The organism is Aeromicrobium phoceense (assembly GCF_013868155.1).
GTDB lineage: Bacteria > Actinomycetota > Actinomycetes > Propionibacteriales > Nocardioidaceae > Aeromicrobium > Aeromicrobium phoceense.
Genome location: NZ_JACEOG010000001.1, coordinates 1,330,702 through 1,347,192, shown reverse-complemented (window position 1 = coordinate 1,347,192; position 16,491 = coordinate 1,330,702). Strand labels below are relative to the sequence as shown.

The following is a 16,491-nucleotide window of genomic DNA, read 5'->3' as shown; positions in this document are numbered from 1 at the left end:
CAGGGGTGAACACCAAGACGTGGGCGCTGGGATCGCTCGTGGCGACGATCGCGACCGCCGTGCTCGTGGCCGGTGCGATCACGTCCGCCAAGGCCAGCTCCCCGGCCCCGCGAACCGTCAGCGCCGCGACGAAGATGCCGAAGGGCAAGGTCAAGATCACCAACCCCACCCAGCGCGTGGTGGGCTGGTCGGGGTCGGTCCGCGTCACCCCGCTGGTGAAGAAGGGCTCCGGCGTCAAGGTCGTCTCCAAGCGAATCACCGTCTACCGCTCCGGCAAGCTGCGCCAGGCGAACCGCCGGGCCGTGAGCCTGCGCCCCGGCACCTACCGCCTCGTCGTCAAGGTCAAGTCGAAGACCAGGGGCCGCACCAGCACCACCCGCCGCTCCCTGCGGCTCGTCGTGCGCCAGAACGCCTGCGCGACGTCACCCGACGTGCGCGCCCTCAAGGTCGACGCGGCGTACTCCCCCTCCGTGAGGGGCACCACCCTGGCGCAGGCCCAGCGGCTCATGCGCTCGCCGGGCGTCCTCGAGCGGGTCGACGTGTCGCAGGTGCTCCAGCACTCGGCGCGCCTCTCCCAGCTGTACGCCGGCGACCCGAACGTGATGGCCCAAGCGAACGCCGAGCTGGCGCCGCTGCGCCGTCTCGCGACGAAGGGCGTGCGCTCGATCCAGGAGCGCGAGTTCGCGGCCTGCGGTGTCGCGACGCGCTACGTCGGCGTCTTCGCCGAGGGCGAGCTCGTCCAGCTCAAGCGCCTCTGACGCATCGCGCTCAGGAGTTGAAGGCGCTCTGCGTCTTCTCCAGGCCCACCGAGATCAGGCTCTCGACCGCGTCGGCGGCCTCCTGCGTGACGATGTCGGCCTCGGTGCGCTCGGTCTTGGCGAACGGCTTCAGCACGAAGTCGTGCACCGGCTGCTGTCCCGGCGGGCGGCCGATCCCGAACCGGACGCGCAGGAAGTCGCCCGTGCCGATCGACTGGCGGATCGACTTGAGGCCGTTGTGCCCGTTGTCGCCGCCGCCGGACTTGCAGCGCAGCGAGCCGAGTGGGAGGTCCAGCTCGTCGTGGATGACGATGAGGCGCTCGGGCGTGACGTCGTAGTACTTCATCAGTGACGAGACGGCGCCGCCGCTCTCGTTCATGTAGGCACGCGACCGGCCCAGGACCGTGCGCTCGCCGGCGAGCAGTCCGGAGACGATGTCGGCGCGGGCCGCCTTCAGAGACGAGAACCGGCCGCCCATGCGGGCGGCCAGCTCATCGGTCACGTGGTACCCGACGTTGTGCCGGGTGGCGGCATAGGACGGGCCGGGGTTGCCCAGCCCGATGACCAGCCAGGTCATCAGCCCTCGGAGGACTCCGGCTCGGGCGCGCCCTCGGTGGGCGTCTCGGGCTGGTCGTGCTCGATGCCGGCATCGGCCTCGGCGCTCTCGAGCTCGGCGTCGACCTCGGCCGCGGTGGGCGCGTGGGTCAGGTTGAGGATCAGCAGGTCCTCCTCGACCGCGAGGGACGCGCCCTCGGGCAGGGCGAGGTCGGAGGCGAGCACCTGGGCGCCGACCTCGAGGCCGGCGACGGGCACCTCGATGTCGGTGGGGATGTGCGTGGCCTCGACCTCGAGGGAGACGGTGGTGTTCTCGGTGACGAGCAGCACGCCCGGCTCGGGCTCGCCGACGACGGTGATCGCGACGTCGACGGTGACCTTCTCGCCCTTCTTGACGATCAGCAGGTCGACGTGCTCGATGAAGCCCTTGAGCGGGTCGCGCTGGACCTGCTTCGGGATGGCCAGGTGGTTGTCCGAGCCCAGGTCGATCGCGAGCAGCGCGTTAGCGGTCTTGAGCGCCAGCATCGTGTCGTGGCCGGGCAGCGTGACGTGGATGGGGTCGGAGCCGTGTCCGTAGAGGACGGCGGGAACCTTGTTCTCGCGACGGATGCGGCGGGCGGCACCCTTGCCGAACTCGGTGCGCTGCTCGGCGGAAAGCTTGATCTCGGCCACGGGGATTCTCTCCTTGGGAGGGGGTTCAGTCTGAAGTCTTTGGTCTCGGCGCTCGACACAGCACTCCTGTGGAGCGCCCTGTCGATCACGGTCAGGTGGACCCTCGCCGAGGCAACCCCACGAGTCTAACGCACCCTCGCGCGGGAGCCGAAATCGGCTGCGGACCCGGGATCAGGCCCAGCGGCGGGTCAGCACGAGATGCGTGGCCAGCGCCATCAGGGCGGAGACGGCCAGCGCGAGGACGCCGAGCGACTGCACGGTGAGCGCTCCGCTGAGCAGCACGACCGCGGAGGCGATCATGATCGCGCCGGCGACGGGATCGCGGACGCGTCCCTGCAGCCAGCCGGCGGCCAGCCGGGCGAGCACCACGATGAAGGCGGCGGCGACGAACAGCGCGACGGCCAGCACCACCAGCGGCAGCAGCAGGGACCCGCCGAGACCGCCGCCCACGAGCGCCAGCAGCAGCGTGGCGAGGACGCCGATCGCGGCGTAGAGCAGGCCCAGCTGCACGGCGGCGCGCAGCACCTGCCCCGTGGTCACGGCGTCCTCACTCCGAGAACAGGCTGGTGACAGAACCGTCCTCGAACACGGCCGAGACGGCCTGCGCGAGCAGCGGCGCGATCGACAGGACGGTGAGCTTGTCGAAGCGGTGCTCGTCGGCGAGCGGCAGCGTGTTGGTGACGATGACCTCGGTGGCGACGGAGTTCTTGAGCTTGTCGATCGCCTCGCCCGAGAACACGGCGTGCGTGGCCGCGATGACGACCTCGGCCGCCCCGTCGTTCATGAGCGCCTCGGCGGCCTGGCAGATCGTGCCGCCGGTGTCGATGAGGTCGTCGACCAGGATGCACGTGCGGCCGGCGACCTCGCCCACGACGCGGTTGGCCTTGGTGACGTTCGCCTTGGAGACGTCGCGGGTCTTGTGGATGAAGGCCAGCGGCGCGTTGTCGAACTGGCGCGCCCACTGCTCGGCCACCTTGATGCGACCGGCGTCCGGCGACACGACGGCGAGCGGCTTCTTGCCGTAGCGCTTGCGGACCTGACGGGTCAGGATCGGCATGGCCAGCAGGTGGTCGACCGGGCCGTCGAAGAAGCCCTGGATCTGCGCCGTGTGCAGGTCGACCGTCATGAGGCGGTCGGCGCCGGCGGCCAGGAAGAGGTCGGCCATGAGGCGCGCGCTGATCGGCTCGCGGCCCAGGTGCTTCTTGTCCTGGCGGGCGTAGCCGTAGAACGGCAGCACCACGGTGATGCGCTTGGCCGACGCGCGCTTGAGCGCGTCGATCATGATGAGCTGCTCCATGATCGACTCGTTGATCGGCGCCGCGTGGCTCTGGATCACGAAGGCGTCGCAGCCGCGGACCGACTCCTCGAAGCGGACGTAGATCTCGCCGTTCGCGAAGTCGTAGGCCGTGGTCGGAACGCAGTCGACCTCGAGCAGCTCGGCGACCTCCTTCGCCAGCGTGGGGTGCGCGCGGCCCGAGAACAACATGAGGTTGCTCGTGGGCGTGCGCTTACTGAGGCTCTTGTGAGTGGCCACCGCTGGTCTCCTGCGTGGTCTGGTCCGCGGCAAGCGCGGAAGGCGTACCCGGTCGCCGGCTCGCGACCCACCCCTCGATTGTCCTCTGTCCAGCGGCGGGGACGGCCAGCGCCCCCGGCGCCACGTCCTCGCGCACGACCGTTCCCGCGCCGGTGTGCGCTCCGTCACCGAGCTCGACGGGCGCCACGAACACGTTGTGGCAGCCGGTCTTCACGTGGGCACCGATGGTGGTCCGGTGCTTGTTCACCCCGTCGTAGTTCGCCGTGATCGCCCCGGCACCGAGGTTGCTGCCCTCCCCCACCTCGGCGTCGCCGACGTAGGACAGGTGCGGCACCTTCGCGCCGGCGCCGATGTGGCTGTTCTTGACCTCGACGAACGTGCCCACCTTGCCGCCCTCGTCGATGACCGTGCCCGGGCGCAGGTAGGCGAACGGACCGACGCTGGCGCGGGGCCCGACGACGGAGTCCGAGCCGTGCGTGCGCACCACCGAGGCGTCGTCGCCGATCTCGACGTTGCGCACCGTGGTGTCCGGTCCGATCGTGACGCCCTCGCCGATCGTGGTGGCGCCCAGCAGCTGCGTGCCGGGCAGGATCGTGGTGTCGCGGCCGATCGTCACACCGGTGTCGATCCACGTGGTCCCGGGGTCGAGGATCGTGACGCCCTCGGCGAGCCAGTGGTTCACGATCCGCGTGTTCAGCTCGCGGCCGAGGCGGACGAGCTGGCGACGGTCGTTGACGCCCTCGGTCTGCCAGACGTCCTCCAGGACGTGCGCGCCGACGGGCAGCCCCTCGGTGACGGCCTGACCGACGATGTCCGTGAGGTACAGCTCGGCCTGCGCGTTGTCGGTGCTGAGCGCGCGCACGGCGCGGTCGAGGAACGGTCCGTCGACGACGAGGATGCCGCTGTTGACCTCGCGGGTCGCGCGCTCGTCGTCGGTGGCGTCCTTGTGCTCGCGGATCGCCACGACGGCGCCGGTCCCGTCGCGCAGGATGCGGCCGTAGCCGGTGGGGTCCTCGGGCTCGGACGTCAGGATCGTGACCGCGCGGCCGTTCTCGCGGTGCTCGTCCACGAGCGCGCGCAGGGTCTCGGCCGAGAGCAGCGGCACGTCGGCGTAGGTGACGAGGTAGGTGGCGGCGTCGGCGCCCGCGGCGTCGAGCGCCACCCGGACGGCGTCGCCGGTGCCGCGCTGCTCGACCTGGACGGCGATCGTGGCGGAGGGGTCGAGCGCGGCCACGGCGGCCTCGACCTGCTCACGGTCGTGGCCCACGACGGTGATGACCCGGTCGACCCCGGCGGCCCGCACGGCGTCGAGCGCGTGGCCCAGCATGGGGCGCCCGGCGATCTCGTGCAGCACCTTTGCCCGGCGTGACTTCATGCGCGTCCCGGCCCCTGCGGCCAGGACGATCGCGGTGACCTGCTCGCTCACGGCACTCCTTCGTTGACGACCTTCCGAGTGTAGGTGCCTCCCGCGAGCACAGCGGGTCAGTCGTCGTCGAGGCGCCCCAGGAGGTCGACCGCGGCGCGGGCGTAGTCGCTGATCCAGCGGTCGTGGATGCGCTTGATGGGCAGCGGGGCGAGGGACAGGTGGCGCTCGCGACCGATCTTCCGACCCGTGACCAGTTCGGCACGCTCCAGCACTCGCAGGTGCTGCAGGACCGTGGTGCGGTCGAGGTCGTCGAATGCCGCGCAGAGCGCACCCGTCGTCAGGGGCTCCTCGCGGAGCGCGTCGAGCATCCGCCGGCGGACGGGATTGGCGAGGGCCTTGAAGACCAGGTCGTCGTCACTCCTGTTCGTGGCGGCATTCATGTTGTAAATTTACAACACATGAGCCCTTCCACACGTCTCGACACCCTGTCCTTCACCATTTCCGGCCGCATCGCCCGACCCTGCGTCGAGGTGTACGAGGCCATCGTCGACCCCGACCAGCTCTCCCGGTACTTCACGACGGGCGGGGCGCGCGGCCGCCTCGAGCCCGGCGCCGAGGTGACCTGGGACTTCCACGACTACCCCGGCCGCTTCCCGGTGACCGTCGTCGAGGCCGACCCGCCCCGCCGCCTCGTGATCGAGTGGGAGGGCAACGCGACGACGAGCGAGACCGGCACGACGCGGACGACGTTCGAGCTCGAGCCCGTCGAGGGCGACGAGGGCCGCACCCTGGTCACCATCTCCGAGCAGTCGTGGACGGTGACGCCCGAGGGCGCCACGAACGCGTTCGGCAACTGCGAGGGCTGGACGGGGATGCTCGCCGCCCTCAAGGTGTGGGTCGAGCACGGGATCAACCTGCGTGAGGGCTTCTACCGCTGAGACGGCTCCCCGGGTAGGAGTCGAACCTACGTCGCTAGTCCTGATTCAAAGTCAGGCGGGCCCTGCCGGCAGACCAACCGGGGATCGGTGGCCTCAGGCTACCGGAGCCGCACGATGCGCCGGCGCCCCGTGAAGCCCTCCGGGGAACTATCTCTACGTCAAGATTCTTGATGGTCTACCGTGGCGACATGGACGAGGTCGACGAGATCGTCGCGGCGTGGCGCCGCGAGCGCCCGGACGTCGAGGTCTCCCCGCTGGAGGTCTTCAGCCGGCTCATGCGCCTGGCCAAGCACCTCGAACGACTCCGCAAGCAGGCCTTCACCACGCACGAGCTCGACGTGTGGGAGTGGGACGTGCTCTCGGCCCTGCGCCGCTCGGGTGAGCCGTACGAGCTCTCCCCCGGCCACCTCGTCGCCGCCACGATGGTCACGAGCGGCACCATGACCAACCGCGTCGACCGGCTCGTACAGCGCGGCCTGGTGCAGCGACGCCCCGCACCCTCCGACCGGCGCGGCGTGCTGGTGCGGCTGACGCCGGAGGGCCGCCGTCGCGTCGACGGCGCGCTCGACACGCTGCTGGCCCTGGAGACCACGATCCTGGCGGACCTCCCGGAGTCCGAGCGCGACCACGTCGCCGACGCGCTGCGCACCCTGACGGCTCACTTCAACGGCTGACCCGCGGGTCAGGACTCGAGCTCGGCCGAGGCCTCGAGCCACGCCTCCTCGGTGGCCTCGAGCTCCTCGGCCAGCGGGCGGCGCTCGGCATCGAGCTCCATGAGCCGCGAGGGCTGGGTCGAGGCGTCGACCATCGCGCGGTCGAGGTCCGCGATCCGCTCGGTGAGCCGCTCGATCTGGCGCTCCATCCGGGCGACGTCCTTCTTCAGCTGGCGCTCGTTCTGGCCACCGCGCTGCGACGAGGACGCGGGCGCCGCCGGCTTCGCGGGGGCGCCGGAAGCGGCGACGGGCTGGGCTGCCCGGAGCCGGAGGTACTCGTCCACCCCGCCCGGCAGGTGGCGCAGGTGCGAGTCGAGGACGGCGAACTGGTGATCGGTGACGCGCTCGAGCAGGTAGCGGTCGTGCGACACCACCAGCAAGGTGCCGGGCCACGTGTCGAGGAGGTCCTCGATGGCCGCGAGCATGTCGGTGTCCATGTCGTTCGTCGGCTCGTCGAGGATCAGCACGTTCGGCTCGTCGAGCAGGATCAGCATGAGCTGCAGGCGTCGCTTCTGGCCGCCCGACAGGTCGCGCACCGGCGTGGAGAGCTGGGCGGAGGTGAAGCCGAGGCGCTCCAGCAGCTGGCCCGGGGTCATCTCCTTGCCCTCGGTCTCGTAGGACGTGCGCCTGCGGCCGACGACCTCGCTGACCCGGTCGTCCGCCACGGCGTCGAGATCGGCGAGGTGCTGCGTGAGGGCCGCGATCTTCACGGTCTTGCCACGCTTGACCCGGCCGGATGTGGCCGTCACCTCGCCCGTCACGAGGCCGAGCAGGGTGCTCTTGCCCGCGCCGTTCGGGCCCAGGATGCCGACGCGGTCGCCCGGACCGATCCGCCACTCCACGTCGCGCAAGACGGGCCGGTCGTCGTAGGAGACCGAGACGTCGAGGATGTCGACGACGTCCTTGCCCAGCCGCGCCGTGGCGAGCTTGGCCAGGGACACCGAGTCGCGCACGGGCGGCTCGCGCTCGATCAGCTCGTTCGCCGCGTCGATGCGGAACTTGGGCTTCGAAGTCCGGGCGGGCGCGCCGCGTCGCAGCCAGGCCAGCTCCTTGCGCATGAGGTTCTGGCGCCGCTCCTCGCTGGCGGCGGCCTGCCGGTCGCGCTCGACGCGCTGCAGCACGTAGGCCGCGTAGCCGCCCTCGTATGCGTCCACGCGCGCGTCGTGGACCTCCCACGTCAGCGTGCAGACCTCGTCGAGGAACCAACGGTCGTGGGTGACCACGAGCAGAGCCTCGGTCCGTCGCCGCACGTGGTCGGCGAGCCACGTGACGCCCTCGAGGTCGAGGTGGTTGGTGGGCTCGTCGAGGACCAGCAGGTCCCAGCGCCGCACCAGCGTGCGCGCCAGCGCGACGCGGCGCCGCTGCCCGCCGCTGAGGGTGCCGACCTCGGCGTGGTGGTCCACGTCGCCCATCAGCCCCGCGAGCACGTCGCGGACCGCTGGGTCGGACGCCCACTCGTGCTCGGGCCGGTCGCCGACGACGGAGCCGATGGCGGTGAGGCTCGGGTCGAGGACGTCGTCCTGCTCGACGACGCCGACGCGCAGGTCGCGGCGCCACGTGACGCGGCCGGAGTCGGGCTCGAGCCGCTTGGCCAGGATGCGCAGGAGGGTGGACTTGCCGTCGCCGTTGCGGCCGACGACGCCGATCCGGTCGCCGTCGCCGACGCCGATCGTGACGTCGGACAGGACGGTGCCGGACGGGAAGGACTGCGCGATGCGCTCGCCGACGACGAGGGGCGGCATCAGACGAGCCGCGCCCCGGACACGGGTCCACGGGACTGGATGACGTCGGCGGCCGACCCCGTGCTGGCGAGCGCCATCGCGAGGTCGAGCGCGTGCTCCTCGGAGGCGGCCAGGAAGGCCGTGGTGGGACCGGAGCCCGAGATCACGGCACCGAGTGCGCCGGCCTCGAGACCGACCTCGAGCGTGTCTGCCAGCTCGGGGCGCAGCGACAGCGAGGCATCGGTGAGGTCGTTGGACAGGGCCCGCCCCAGCGCGTGGGCATCGCCGGCGCGCAGCGCGTTGATCAGCTCGTCGGGCACCTCGGGCACCTCGGGCGCGCCCGGGTTGAGCCGGTCGAACTCGGCGTAGACCGCAGCGGTCGAGAGTCCTTCGGACGACGTGGCGAACACCCAGTGGTAACCGCCGCGGGCCAGGACGGGGCTGACGGTCTCGCCGCGGCCGCCACCGATCGCATTGCCGCCGTGCAGCAGGAACGGGACGTCGCTGCCCAGCTCGGCGGCCAGCGGCTCGAGGTCGGCGCGGCCCAGCCCACCGCCCCAGAGCTCGTTGCAGCCCACGAGGGCCGCGGCCGCGTCGGCGGACCCGCCGGCCATGCCACCGGCCACCGGGATCACCTTGCGGATCGCGATGTCCGCGCCGAGGTCCGGGTCGCCGAGCCGCTCGCGCAGCAGCTGCGCCGCGCGGACGGCGATGTTGTCGGGGCCCTCCGGCACGCTCATGCCCTCGGGCAGGTCGAACTCGGTGTGCACGGCGACGCTCAGCTCGCCGTCCTCGCGCGCGGTGATGCGCAGCTCGTCGTGGAGGTCCACGGCCTGGTAGACGGTGGCCAGCGGGTGGAACCCGTCAGGGCGCACGCGTCCGACGCCCAAGCACAGATTGATCTTGGCCGGCACGCGCACGGTCACCCTCGTCACCACGGGCACCAACCTAACGGGCGTCCCCATCGGCGCACCGCGCGCCGTGACCGGTGGCGAAACTCCGCCGGCTCAGCGCGGGGGCAGCGCGTCGGCGACGGCCGCGAACTGCTCGACGGTGAGCTGCTCACCGCGGGTGCGCGGGTCGATGCCCGCCGCCAGGAGGGCGCGCTCGGCGACGTCGCCGCCACCGGCGTAGCCCGACAGCGCGGCGCGGAGTGTCTTGCGGCGCTGCGCGAAGGCCGCGTCGACGACGCCGAACACCGTCTTGCGGTCGCCCGCCGGGGGCTCGCGGCGGGTGAGGGCGACGAGCGCGGAGTCCACGTTGGGCGCCGGCCAGAACACGTTGCGGCCGATGTTGCCGGCCAGGCGTACGTCGGCGTACCAGGCGGCCTTCACGCTGGGGATGCCGTACGTCCTGGAGCCGGGCCCGGCGGCCAGCCGGTGCGCGACCTCGGCCTGCACCATCACGAGTACGGTGCGCAGCGACGGGAACGTCTCGAGGAAGTGCAGCAGCACCGGCACCGACACGTTGTACGGCAGGTTCGCCACGAGAGCCGTGGGCGGCGGGCCCGGCAGCTCGCGGACGTGCATCGCGTCGGCGACCACGAGGTCGAAGCGGTCGGCCGTACCGGGCGCGAACTCCTCCACCGTGGCCGGCAGCAGACCCGCCAGCACGTCGTCGATCTCGACGGCCGTGACGTGGCTGGAGCGATCGAGCAGGGCCAGCGTCAGCGAGCCGAGACCGGGCCCGATCTCGACCACGACGTCGTCGGGGCCGACACCGGAGACGTCGACGATGCGGCGCACCGTGTTGCCGTCGATGACGAAGTTCTGCCCCTTCTGCTTCGTGGGGCGCACGCCGGCCTCGGCCGCCAGCCGACGGATGTCGGCGGCGCCGAGGAGGCGGACGGAGCGGTCGGCTCCGGACTCGCTCAGTTGACGCCGACCTTCGCCGCGCAGGACCACTGGCCCCACCCGGAGCGCGCCTGCAGGATCTTGGCGTACTTGATCTGTGTGGCCTTGCTGTGCTGGTGCGGGAGCCCGGGGCCGCCGACGCTGTGCCACGTGGCGGCCGAGAACTGCAGCCCGCCGTAGTAGCCGTTGCCGGTGTTGATGCTCCAGTTGCCACCCGACTCGCACTTCGCGATGCGGTCCCAGACGCCGCCGTCGACGGTGTCGGGGTTCTTCGTGCCGCGCTTCTGCACCTCGGCGATCGGCGGGCGGACCGTGCTGCGCGAGATGACGCGGCGCTTGCGGACCTCGCCGTCGGCCAGGATCAGCTCGACCTTCGCGCGGACGAGACCGTCGCGGCCCTCCTTGAGGACCTCGGTGTCGCCCTCGTACAGCGAGGAGTCGTCGGTGAACTCGACCTCGTGGTCGACCTCGATCTTCTCGGTGCGGGTGACCTTCTCGATCCGCACGACGCGCAGCGACTGGCGCGGCTTGAGGTACGACCCGAGTCCGGGCTTGACCTCGTCCATCTCGCCGACCTTCACGCCGCGCTGCTGGAGCAGCGACTGGACCGTGGGGGCGGCGGTGACGAGCTTCTGCTTCTTGCCGTCCACCTTGAGGATGACGGGCTTGGGGTTGCTCACGACGACGCTGTTGCCCTCGAGGCCGAGCCGCTCGTCGGGAGCCATCGAGAACGAGGCGCCCTCCTTCGGCTGGACGTTGAGGGTCTCCAGCGCGCCGGCGACGTCCACGTCGTTCACGGTGCGCTGACTGATCTTGCCGTCGACCACGAGGGTGACTGCCTTCGCGCGGCGGACCTTCACGACGTCGCCGTCGTCGAGGTCTGTGGCCGGCGCGGGGCTGACCTGGTCGGCGGGGTCGAGCGTGACGTTCTTCTCCGCGAGGAGCTCGCTGACGGTCTCGCTCTCGGTGCGGACCTCGGTGACGACGCCGTCGACGTCGAAACGGACGAGGTCGTCGTAGGTCGAGGCGTGGACGACGCCGCCGACGGCTACGGCCAGACCGACGGCCGCCAGGGCCATGGTGACGGTGTTCCGGGGGGTGACTTCAGGCAACAAACGGGGCACAAACTACCTCAGGGGTTGGAGATACAACCTTTCCACCATGCGTGTTGGTGGCGGCAATTTCAAATCCTGTGACTCATGTGACTGTAGCGACTCGCTCCGGCCAGTGTCCGCCGAACGCCCGATCGGTGTTCTCGTCGATGGCGTCGCACAGCTCGGCCACGTCGGTCTGGAGCACCTCGGCCATGAAGCGCACGGTGTGCGGGATGAGGAAGGAGGCGTTCGGCTCGCCCCGGTGCGGCATGGGCGTGAGGAAGGGCGCGTCGGTCTCCACGAGGATGCGATCGCGGGGCGTGACACGCAGTGCCTCACGCAGGTACTCGGCGTTCTTGAACGTGACGGTGCCGGCGAACGAGAGGTACGCGCCCCGGTCGACGCACCGCTGCGCGAACTCGGCGTCGCCGCTGAAGCAGTGCATGATCACGCGCTCCGGGACGCCCTCGTCGTCGAGGATCGCGAGCACGTCGTCGTGGGCGTCGCGGTCGTGGATCACCAGCGAGCGGTCGTGGCGCTTCGCGATGCGGATGTGCTGGCGGAAGCTGTGGTGCTGGAGCGGACGCAGCTCGGGGCCGGTGCGGAAGTAGTCCAGACCCGTCTCCCCCACGGCGCGCACCACGGGGTCGGCGGCGAGCCGGTCGATCTCGGCGAGGTCGGCCTCGAGGGTGTCGCTGCGGGCCGCGTCGTTGGGGTGCATCGCGACCGCGGCCACGATGCTCGGCTGCGTGCGGGCGACCTCGACCGCCCAGCGCGAGCCGGCCAGGTCGCAGCCGACCTGCACGGTGCGGGTGACCCCGACCGCGGCGGCACGGTCGAGCGCCTCGTCGACGGGGATGAGCGCGCCCCCGCGGATGCGGGTGTCGAGGTGGCAGTGGTTGTCCACGACCGGGCGCGGCAGCGCCTCGGGCGCGGCCGGCCAGCCCTCGGTGAGCGTCACCGGCTCAGGCCTCGGCGAGGTCGATGCGCGGGAACAGCGACGGCACCTTCGTGATGGTGGCCCCGGGCCGGAGGCGGCCCCACTGCGCGGCCTCGTCGATGCGCTGGTCGGCCAGCGCGCCCAGGCCGGGCTCGGCACCGAGCGACTCCCACAGCGAGGCGGTCGCCTTCGGCATCACCGGGTGCAGCGTGACGGCCAGGACCCGCAGGCCCTCGGCGGCGGTGTTGAGGATCGTGCCGAGGCGCTCGCGCTGGGACTCGTCCTTCGCGACGGCCCACGGCTCGGACTCGGTGATGTAGAGGTTCAGCGCGTCGACGATGCGCCAGATCGCGGCGAGCGCGTCCTGCGGCGCGATGCGCTCCATCGCCTCGTCGGCCTCGGTCACCGCGGCCGCGACCGTGTCGACGATGTGCTGCTCGGCGTCGCTCAGCGGGCCCGCCGGCGGCAGCTCGCCGTCGAAGTACTTGCCGATCATCGCGGCCACGCGCGAGGCGAGGTTGCCGAAGCCGTTGGCGAGCTCGGCGTGGTAGCGCGCGCCGATGTCCTCCCACGAGATCGAGCCGTCGCTGCCGAACGTGAGGGCGCGCGCGAAGTAGTAGCGGTAGGCGTCCGAGCCGAACGTGCCGACGATCTCGGTGGGGTGGATGCCGTTGGCCTTGCTCTTGCTCATCTTCTGGCCGCCGACCAGCAGCCAGCCGTGCGCGAAGACGCGGTGCGGCACGGGCAGCCCGGCGGCCATCAGCAGCGCGGGCCAGATCACCGCGTGGAAGCGGACGATGTCCTTGCCGACGAAGTGCACGTTGGCCGGCCACAGGTCCTCGAAGCGCTCGTCGTCGACGCCGTACCCGGCGGCCGTGACGTAGTTGAGCAGCGCCTCGATCCACACGTACATGACGTGCGAGTCGTCCCACGGCAGCGGGATGCCCCAGTCGAACGTGGAGCGCGAGATCGACAGGTCCTTGAGGCCGCCGCGCACGAACGCGATGACCTCGTTGCGGGCGGACTCGGGCTGGACGAAGTCGGGGCGCTCCTCGTAGAGCGCGAGCAGCCGCTCGGCGTACTTGCTCAGCGGGAAGAAGTAGTTCTCCTCGGTGACGTGCTCGACCCGGCTGCCGTCGAGGGTGGAGACCTTGAAGCCCTCGTCCTCCCCCTCGCCGTCGGCGACGTACTCGTCGGCCACGAACTCCTCGGAGCCGACGCTGTACCAGCCGGAGAACTCGCCCCGGTAGACCTCGCCGCGGTCGTTGAGGTCCTGCCAGAACGCCTGGGCGCCCTTCTCATGGCGCGGCTCGGTGGTGCGGATGAAGTCGTCGTTGGCCGCGTCGATCGTGCGCAGCATCGGCAGCCACTCGTTCTCCACGAGGCGGTCCACCCACTCCTGCGGCGAGACGCCGTTGGCGTCGGCCTTGCGCAGCACCTTCTGGCCGTGCTCGTCGACGCCGGTCAGGTAGTGGACCCGCTCGCCGCGCTGGCGGTGCCACCGCGTGATGACGTCGCCGATCGTGGTCGTGTAGCCGTGACCGATGTGCGGCGCGTCGTTGACGTAGTAGATCGGCGTCGTGGCGTAGAAGGTGGGTTCGGGCACGAGTCCGAGTCTAGTGATCGCGCCGACGGGGTCCGGACCGCCCGGCGCGGGTAACGGGAATCACCCGCCTCGCCTCTGGGGCAACCGCGGGTGACGCTGGAGACTGGAAGGTCGGGCCACCTCCCCGGCCCCGGGAGCGAGAATCATGAGAATCGAAGCGATCGCCACGTCGGTGGACGGCCCGCACTCCGCGGTGCTGGAGCCGACCTCGGCCACCATCGAGTCCGGAGGGGTGACCGTCGTCGACGGCCCGCCCGGCACCGGCCACACCGCGTTCAGCCTGCTGCTCGGCGGGCGGCTGGTCCCGTCCTCGGGACGGGTGCTCATCGACGGTGAGGCCGACGGGCAGCGCTTGCGCGACGAGGTGGCGCTCGTGGACGTTCCCGACGTCTCCGAGCCGGACGACGTCGTCTCGCTGGCCACCACGATGGGCGAGGAGCTGGCGATGGCACGCCGGCCCGCGGGTCGACGCGACGTCCGCGACTGGCTCGAGGAGCGCGGCGCGCAGGAGTGGCGGCGCACCCGCGTGGAGGACGTCCCACCCGACGTGCGGCTCGCGCTGCTGGCCGACGTCGCCGCCCGGCGGCCCGGTGTCACGGCTCTCGTCCTGTGCTGCCCCGACCGGTACGGCGCCGATCCCCACGCGGCGCTCGGCGTGGCGCACGAGCTGGCCGACCGCGGCCTCGCGGTGTGCCTGCAGCTGACCACCAACTCGCTGCGGAACGTCAGGACCTCGCACGCGACCCTCGGAGGTGCCCGGTGACCGCGCTGAGGCTCGCCCTGAGCGAGCTGCGCCGCCTCACCGCCGGACGGATGCCGCGGCTGGCCGTGCTGGCGATCGTGCTCATCCCGACGATGTACGCCTCCCTCTACCTGTGGGCCAACCACGACCCCTACGGAAAGCTCGCCTCCGTCCAGGCGGCGCTCGTCGTCGAGGACGTACCCGCCGACAGCGCCCAGAGCGGCACCGTGCACGCCGGGCGGGACGTGGCCCGCGACCTCGTCGAGGACGGCTCGTTCGACTGGCAGCAGGTCGGGTCCGACGAGGCCGCGGCCGGGGTCGAGGACGGCACCTACCTGTTCGCCCTCACGATCCCCCGCGGCTTCTCCACCGCCCTCGCGTCGACGGCGGACTTCGACCCGGCGCAGGGCACGCTGATCCTCACGACCAACGAGGCGAACAACTACCTCTCCTCGACCATCGCCGAGCAGGTGCTGACGAAGGTCAGCTCCTCCATCGCCGAGAACGTCAGCGAGCGGGCCGCCTCCTCCTTCCTGCTCGGCTTCTCGACGCTGCACGACCAGCTGAAGGAGGCCGGTGAGGGCGCCGAGACGCTCGCCGACGGCCTCGTCGACGCGCTCGACGGCGCCCAGCGGCTCAGCGCGGGCGCCACCGAGCTGTCCGCGGGCGAGGCCAGGTTGGTGGAGGGCCAGCGCGCCCTCGGCGCCGGCCTGGACGACGCCGCGACCGGAGCCGGCACGCTGTCCTCCGGCGCCGACACGCTGTCCGACGGCGCCGGCGAGCTCGCCTCGGGCGCCCGGCAGGTCGCGGACGGCAACGCCGAGCTGGCCGCCGTCGCCGACCGCATCGCCGAGGCGTCCGCGCAGGCCAACGGCGATCTCGACACGGCACGCGCCGACATCGCCGAGCGGCTGGCCGCCTCCGGCCTGGACCCGGCCGAGCAGGAGGCGATCCTCGCCTCGCTCGATGACCTGCGCCAGCCCCTGGACGACCTGGACGAGCGGGTGCAGACCACCACCGGTCAGATCGACGAGCTGGCCGACGGGGCGGACCGCGTGGCCTCGGGTGCGGACGAGCTTCGCGCGGGAGCCACCCGGCTCTCCGGCGGCGCCGGGACGCTCCGTGACGGCCTGCAGACCGCGCGCGACGGCAACGCCGAACTGCTCGCGGGACAGACCGATGCCCAGGACGGCGCCAACCAGCTGGCCGACGGCGCGGGCTCCCTCGCCAACGGGCTCGAGAGCGCCCGCGACGGCTCCCGAGAGCTGGCGGACGGGCTCGCCGACGGCGTGCGGTCGATCCCCGACCTCTCCGAGCAGCGCCGCGACGAGACGGCGCGCACGATCGCCTCGCCCATCCGGACCGAGGACGTCGCCCAGGCCTCCGCCGACAGCTACGGTGCCGGGCTGGCGCCGTTCTTCCTCGCGATCGGCGCATGGGTGGGCGGCTACGTCATGTTCCTGCTGGTGCGCCCCCTGTCGAACCGCGCGATCGCGGCGCGGCAGTCGCCGTGGCGCACGGCGCTGGGTGGCTGGCTCACGCCTGCCGCACTCGCCGCGGCACAGGTGCTGATCATGCTCGCGGTGGTGATGTCGGTCGTCGGCATCGACGTCCTGCGCGCGACGCAGGTGGCGTTCTTCCTGCTGCTCGTGGGAGCGGCCTTCGTGGCGATCGTGCACGCCCTGAACGCCTGGCTCGGTCCCGTGGGACAGCTGCTCGGGCTCGTTCTGCTGGTGCTCCAGCTGGCCAGTGCGGGCGGCACGTTCCCGTGGCAGACCCTGCCGCCCACGCTGCAGTCGATCCACCACGTCCTGCCGATGACCTACGCGATCGACGGGATCCGGCACCTGATGTACGGCGCGAACCTCGACTCGCTGCCGCGCGACATCGCGGTGCTGGCCGCCTACGTCGTCGGAGGCGTCGCCATCTCCGCGGGCGCCGCCTACCGCCGCCGGATCTGGCGCGTCTCGCAGATCAAGCCCGAGATCGCGCTCTGACC

The 16,491-nt window shown here is 71.7% G+C and carries 17 protein-coding genes and 1 tRNA gene; 5 read left to right on the top strand and 13 right to left on the bottom strand.

From position 1 onward, the window contains the following. Nucleotides 1-5 precede the first annotated feature (5 nt). Nucleotides 6-758, top strand: coding sequence for a hypothetical protein (locus H1W00_RS06495; protein ID WP_181754727.1), 753 nt, complete (start codon nucleotides 6-8; stop codon nucleotides 756-758). 10 nt (nucleotides 759-768) lie between these two features. Here the strand turns inward: H1W00_RS06495 and pth are convergent, their stop codons facing one another. The 6 genes from pth to H1W00_RS06465 form a co-directional block, all read right to left on the bottom strand. After that, nucleotides 769-1,335, bottom strand: coding sequence for an aminoacyl-tRNA hydrolase (gene pth / locus H1W00_RS06490; protein ID WP_181754725.1), 567 nt, complete (start codon nucleotides 1,333-1,335; stop codon nucleotides 769-771). After that, nucleotides 1,335-1,985 carry a 50S ribosomal protein L25/general stress protein Ctc gene (locus H1W00_RS06485; protein WP_181754723.1) on the bottom strand — a complete coding sequence of 217 codons (651 nt, stop codon included), beginning with the start codon at nucleotides 1,983-1,985 and terminating at the stop codon, nucleotides 1,335-1,337. Before H1W00_RS06485 ends, pth begins: the two co-directional genes overlap by 1 nt. 171 nt (nucleotides 1,986-2,156) lie before the next feature. After that, nucleotides 2,157-2,525 (bottom strand): hypothetical protein, encoded by a 369-nt coding sequence (locus H1W00_RS06480; protein WP_181754721.1) that lies wholly within the window; start codon nucleotides 2,523-2,525, stop codon nucleotides 2,157-2,159. A gap of 7 nt (nucleotides 2,526-2,532) precedes the next feature. Continuing rightward, entirely contained in the window at nucleotides 2,533-3,471 is a 939-nt protein-coding gene (locus H1W00_RS06475) for a ribose-phosphate diphosphokinase (protein ID WP_181756193.1), read from the bottom strand. Between the two features lie 22 nt (nucleotides 3,472-3,493). Beyond that, the gene (gene glmU / locus H1W00_RS06470; RefSeq protein WP_181754719.1) at nucleotides 3,494-4,945 is read right to left on the bottom strand and encodes a bifunctional UDP-N-acetylglucosamine diphosphorylase/glucosamine-1-phosphate N-acetyltransferase GlmU; all 1,452 of its coding nucleotides are present in this window, start codon (nucleotides 4,943-4,945) and stop codon (nucleotides 3,494-3,496) included. A 56-nt stretch (nucleotides 4,946-5,001) separates the two neighbouring features. Beyond that, nucleotides 5,002-5,325: an ArsR/SmtB family transcription factor gene (locus tag H1W00_RS06465; RefSeq protein WP_181754716.1), complete on the bottom strand. Its 324-nt coding sequence runs from the start codon at nucleotides 5,323-5,325 to the stop codon at nucleotides 5,002-5,004. Nucleotides 5,326-5,343: 18 nt separating this feature from the next. Between H1W00_RS06465 and H1W00_RS06460 the strand changes: the two genes are divergently transcribed. After that, entirely contained in the window at nucleotides 5,344-5,823 is a 480-nt protein-coding gene (locus H1W00_RS06460; protein ID WP_181754714.1) for an SRPBCC domain-containing protein, read from the top strand. A 5-nt stretch (nucleotides 5,824-5,828) separates the two neighbouring features. On the opposite strand, the gene H1W00_RS06455 is transcribed toward H1W00_RS06460, so the two are convergent. Beyond that, nucleotides 5,829-5,907 (bottom strand) — tRNA-Gln (locus H1W00_RS06455). 104 nt (nucleotides 5,908-6,011) lie between these two features. Here H1W00_RS06455 and H1W00_RS06450 point away from each other — a divergent pair. Beyond that, nucleotides 6,012-6,497, top strand: coding sequence for a MarR family winged helix-turn-helix transcriptional regulator (locus H1W00_RS06450; protein WP_181754703.1), 486 nt, complete (start codon nucleotides 6,012-6,014; stop codon nucleotides 6,495-6,497). 8 nt (nucleotides 6,498-6,505) lie between these two features. Here H1W00_RS06450 and H1W00_RS06445 read toward each other — a convergent pair whose 3' ends face one another. The 6 genes from H1W00_RS06445 to metG all read right to left on the bottom strand — a co-directional run bounded on the left by H1W00_RS06445 (nucleotide 6,506) and on the right by metG (nucleotide 13,750). Next, nucleotides 6,506-8,278 (bottom strand): ABC-F family ATP-binding cassette domain-containing protein, encoded by a 1,773-nt coding sequence (locus H1W00_RS06445; RefSeq protein ID WP_181754701.1) that lies wholly within the window; start codon nucleotides 8,276-8,278, stop codon nucleotides 6,506-6,508. Next, nucleotides 8,278-9,222 (bottom strand): 4-(cytidine 5'-diphospho)-2-C-methyl-D-erythritol kinase, encoded by a 945-nt coding sequence (locus H1W00_RS06440; RefSeq protein WP_181754699.1) that lies wholly within the window; start codon nucleotides 9,220-9,222, stop codon nucleotides 8,278-8,280. Before H1W00_RS06440 ends, H1W00_RS06445 begins: the two co-directional genes overlap by 1 nt. A gap of 42 nt (nucleotides 9,223-9,264) precedes the next feature. Next, nucleotides 9,265-10,155 carry a 16S rRNA (adenine(1518)-N(6)/adenine(1519)-N(6))-dimethyltransferase RsmA gene (gene rsmA / locus H1W00_RS06435; protein ID WP_241733046.1) on the bottom strand — a complete coding sequence of 297 codons (891 nt, stop codon included), beginning with the start codon at nucleotides 10,153-10,155 and terminating at the stop codon, nucleotides 9,265-9,267. Continuing rightward, on the bottom strand, nucleotides 10,128-11,189 hold the full coding sequence (locus tag H1W00_RS06430) for a resuscitation-promoting factor (RefSeq protein WP_181754697.1): 1,062 nt from the start codon (nucleotides 11,187-11,189) through the stop codon (nucleotides 10,128-10,130). The genes rsmA and H1W00_RS06430 overlap by 28 nt, the downstream gene beginning before the upstream one ends. A 118-nt stretch (nucleotides 11,190-11,307) precedes the next feature. Next, entirely contained in the window at nucleotides 11,308-12,165 is an 858-nt protein-coding gene (locus H1W00_RS06425; protein ID WP_181754695.1) for a TatD family hydrolase, read from the bottom strand. Nucleotides 12,166-12,169: 4 nt separating this feature from the next. After that, nucleotides 12,170-13,750 (bottom strand): methionine--tRNA ligase, encoded by a 1,581-nt coding sequence (metG, locus tag H1W00_RS06420; protein WP_181754693.1) that lies wholly within the window; start codon nucleotides 13,748-13,750, stop codon nucleotides 12,170-12,172. Between the two features lie 145 nt (nucleotides 13,751-13,895). Here metG and H1W00_RS06415 point away from each other — a divergent pair, with 145 nt between their 5' ends. Continuing rightward, a complete protein-coding gene (locus tag H1W00_RS06415; RefSeq protein ID WP_181754691.1) occupies nucleotides 13,896-14,513 on the top strand; it encodes a hypothetical protein in 618 nt (205 codons plus the stop codon). After that, nucleotides 14,510-16,489, top strand: a complete 1,980-nt coding sequence (locus tag H1W00_RS06410; RefSeq protein ID WP_181754689.1) for a YhgE/Pip family protein — start codon at nucleotides 14,510-14,512, stop codon at nucleotides 16,487-16,489. Before H1W00_RS06415 ends, H1W00_RS06410 begins: the two co-directional genes overlap by 4 nt. Nucleotides 16,490-16,491: the final 2 nt, after the last annotated feature.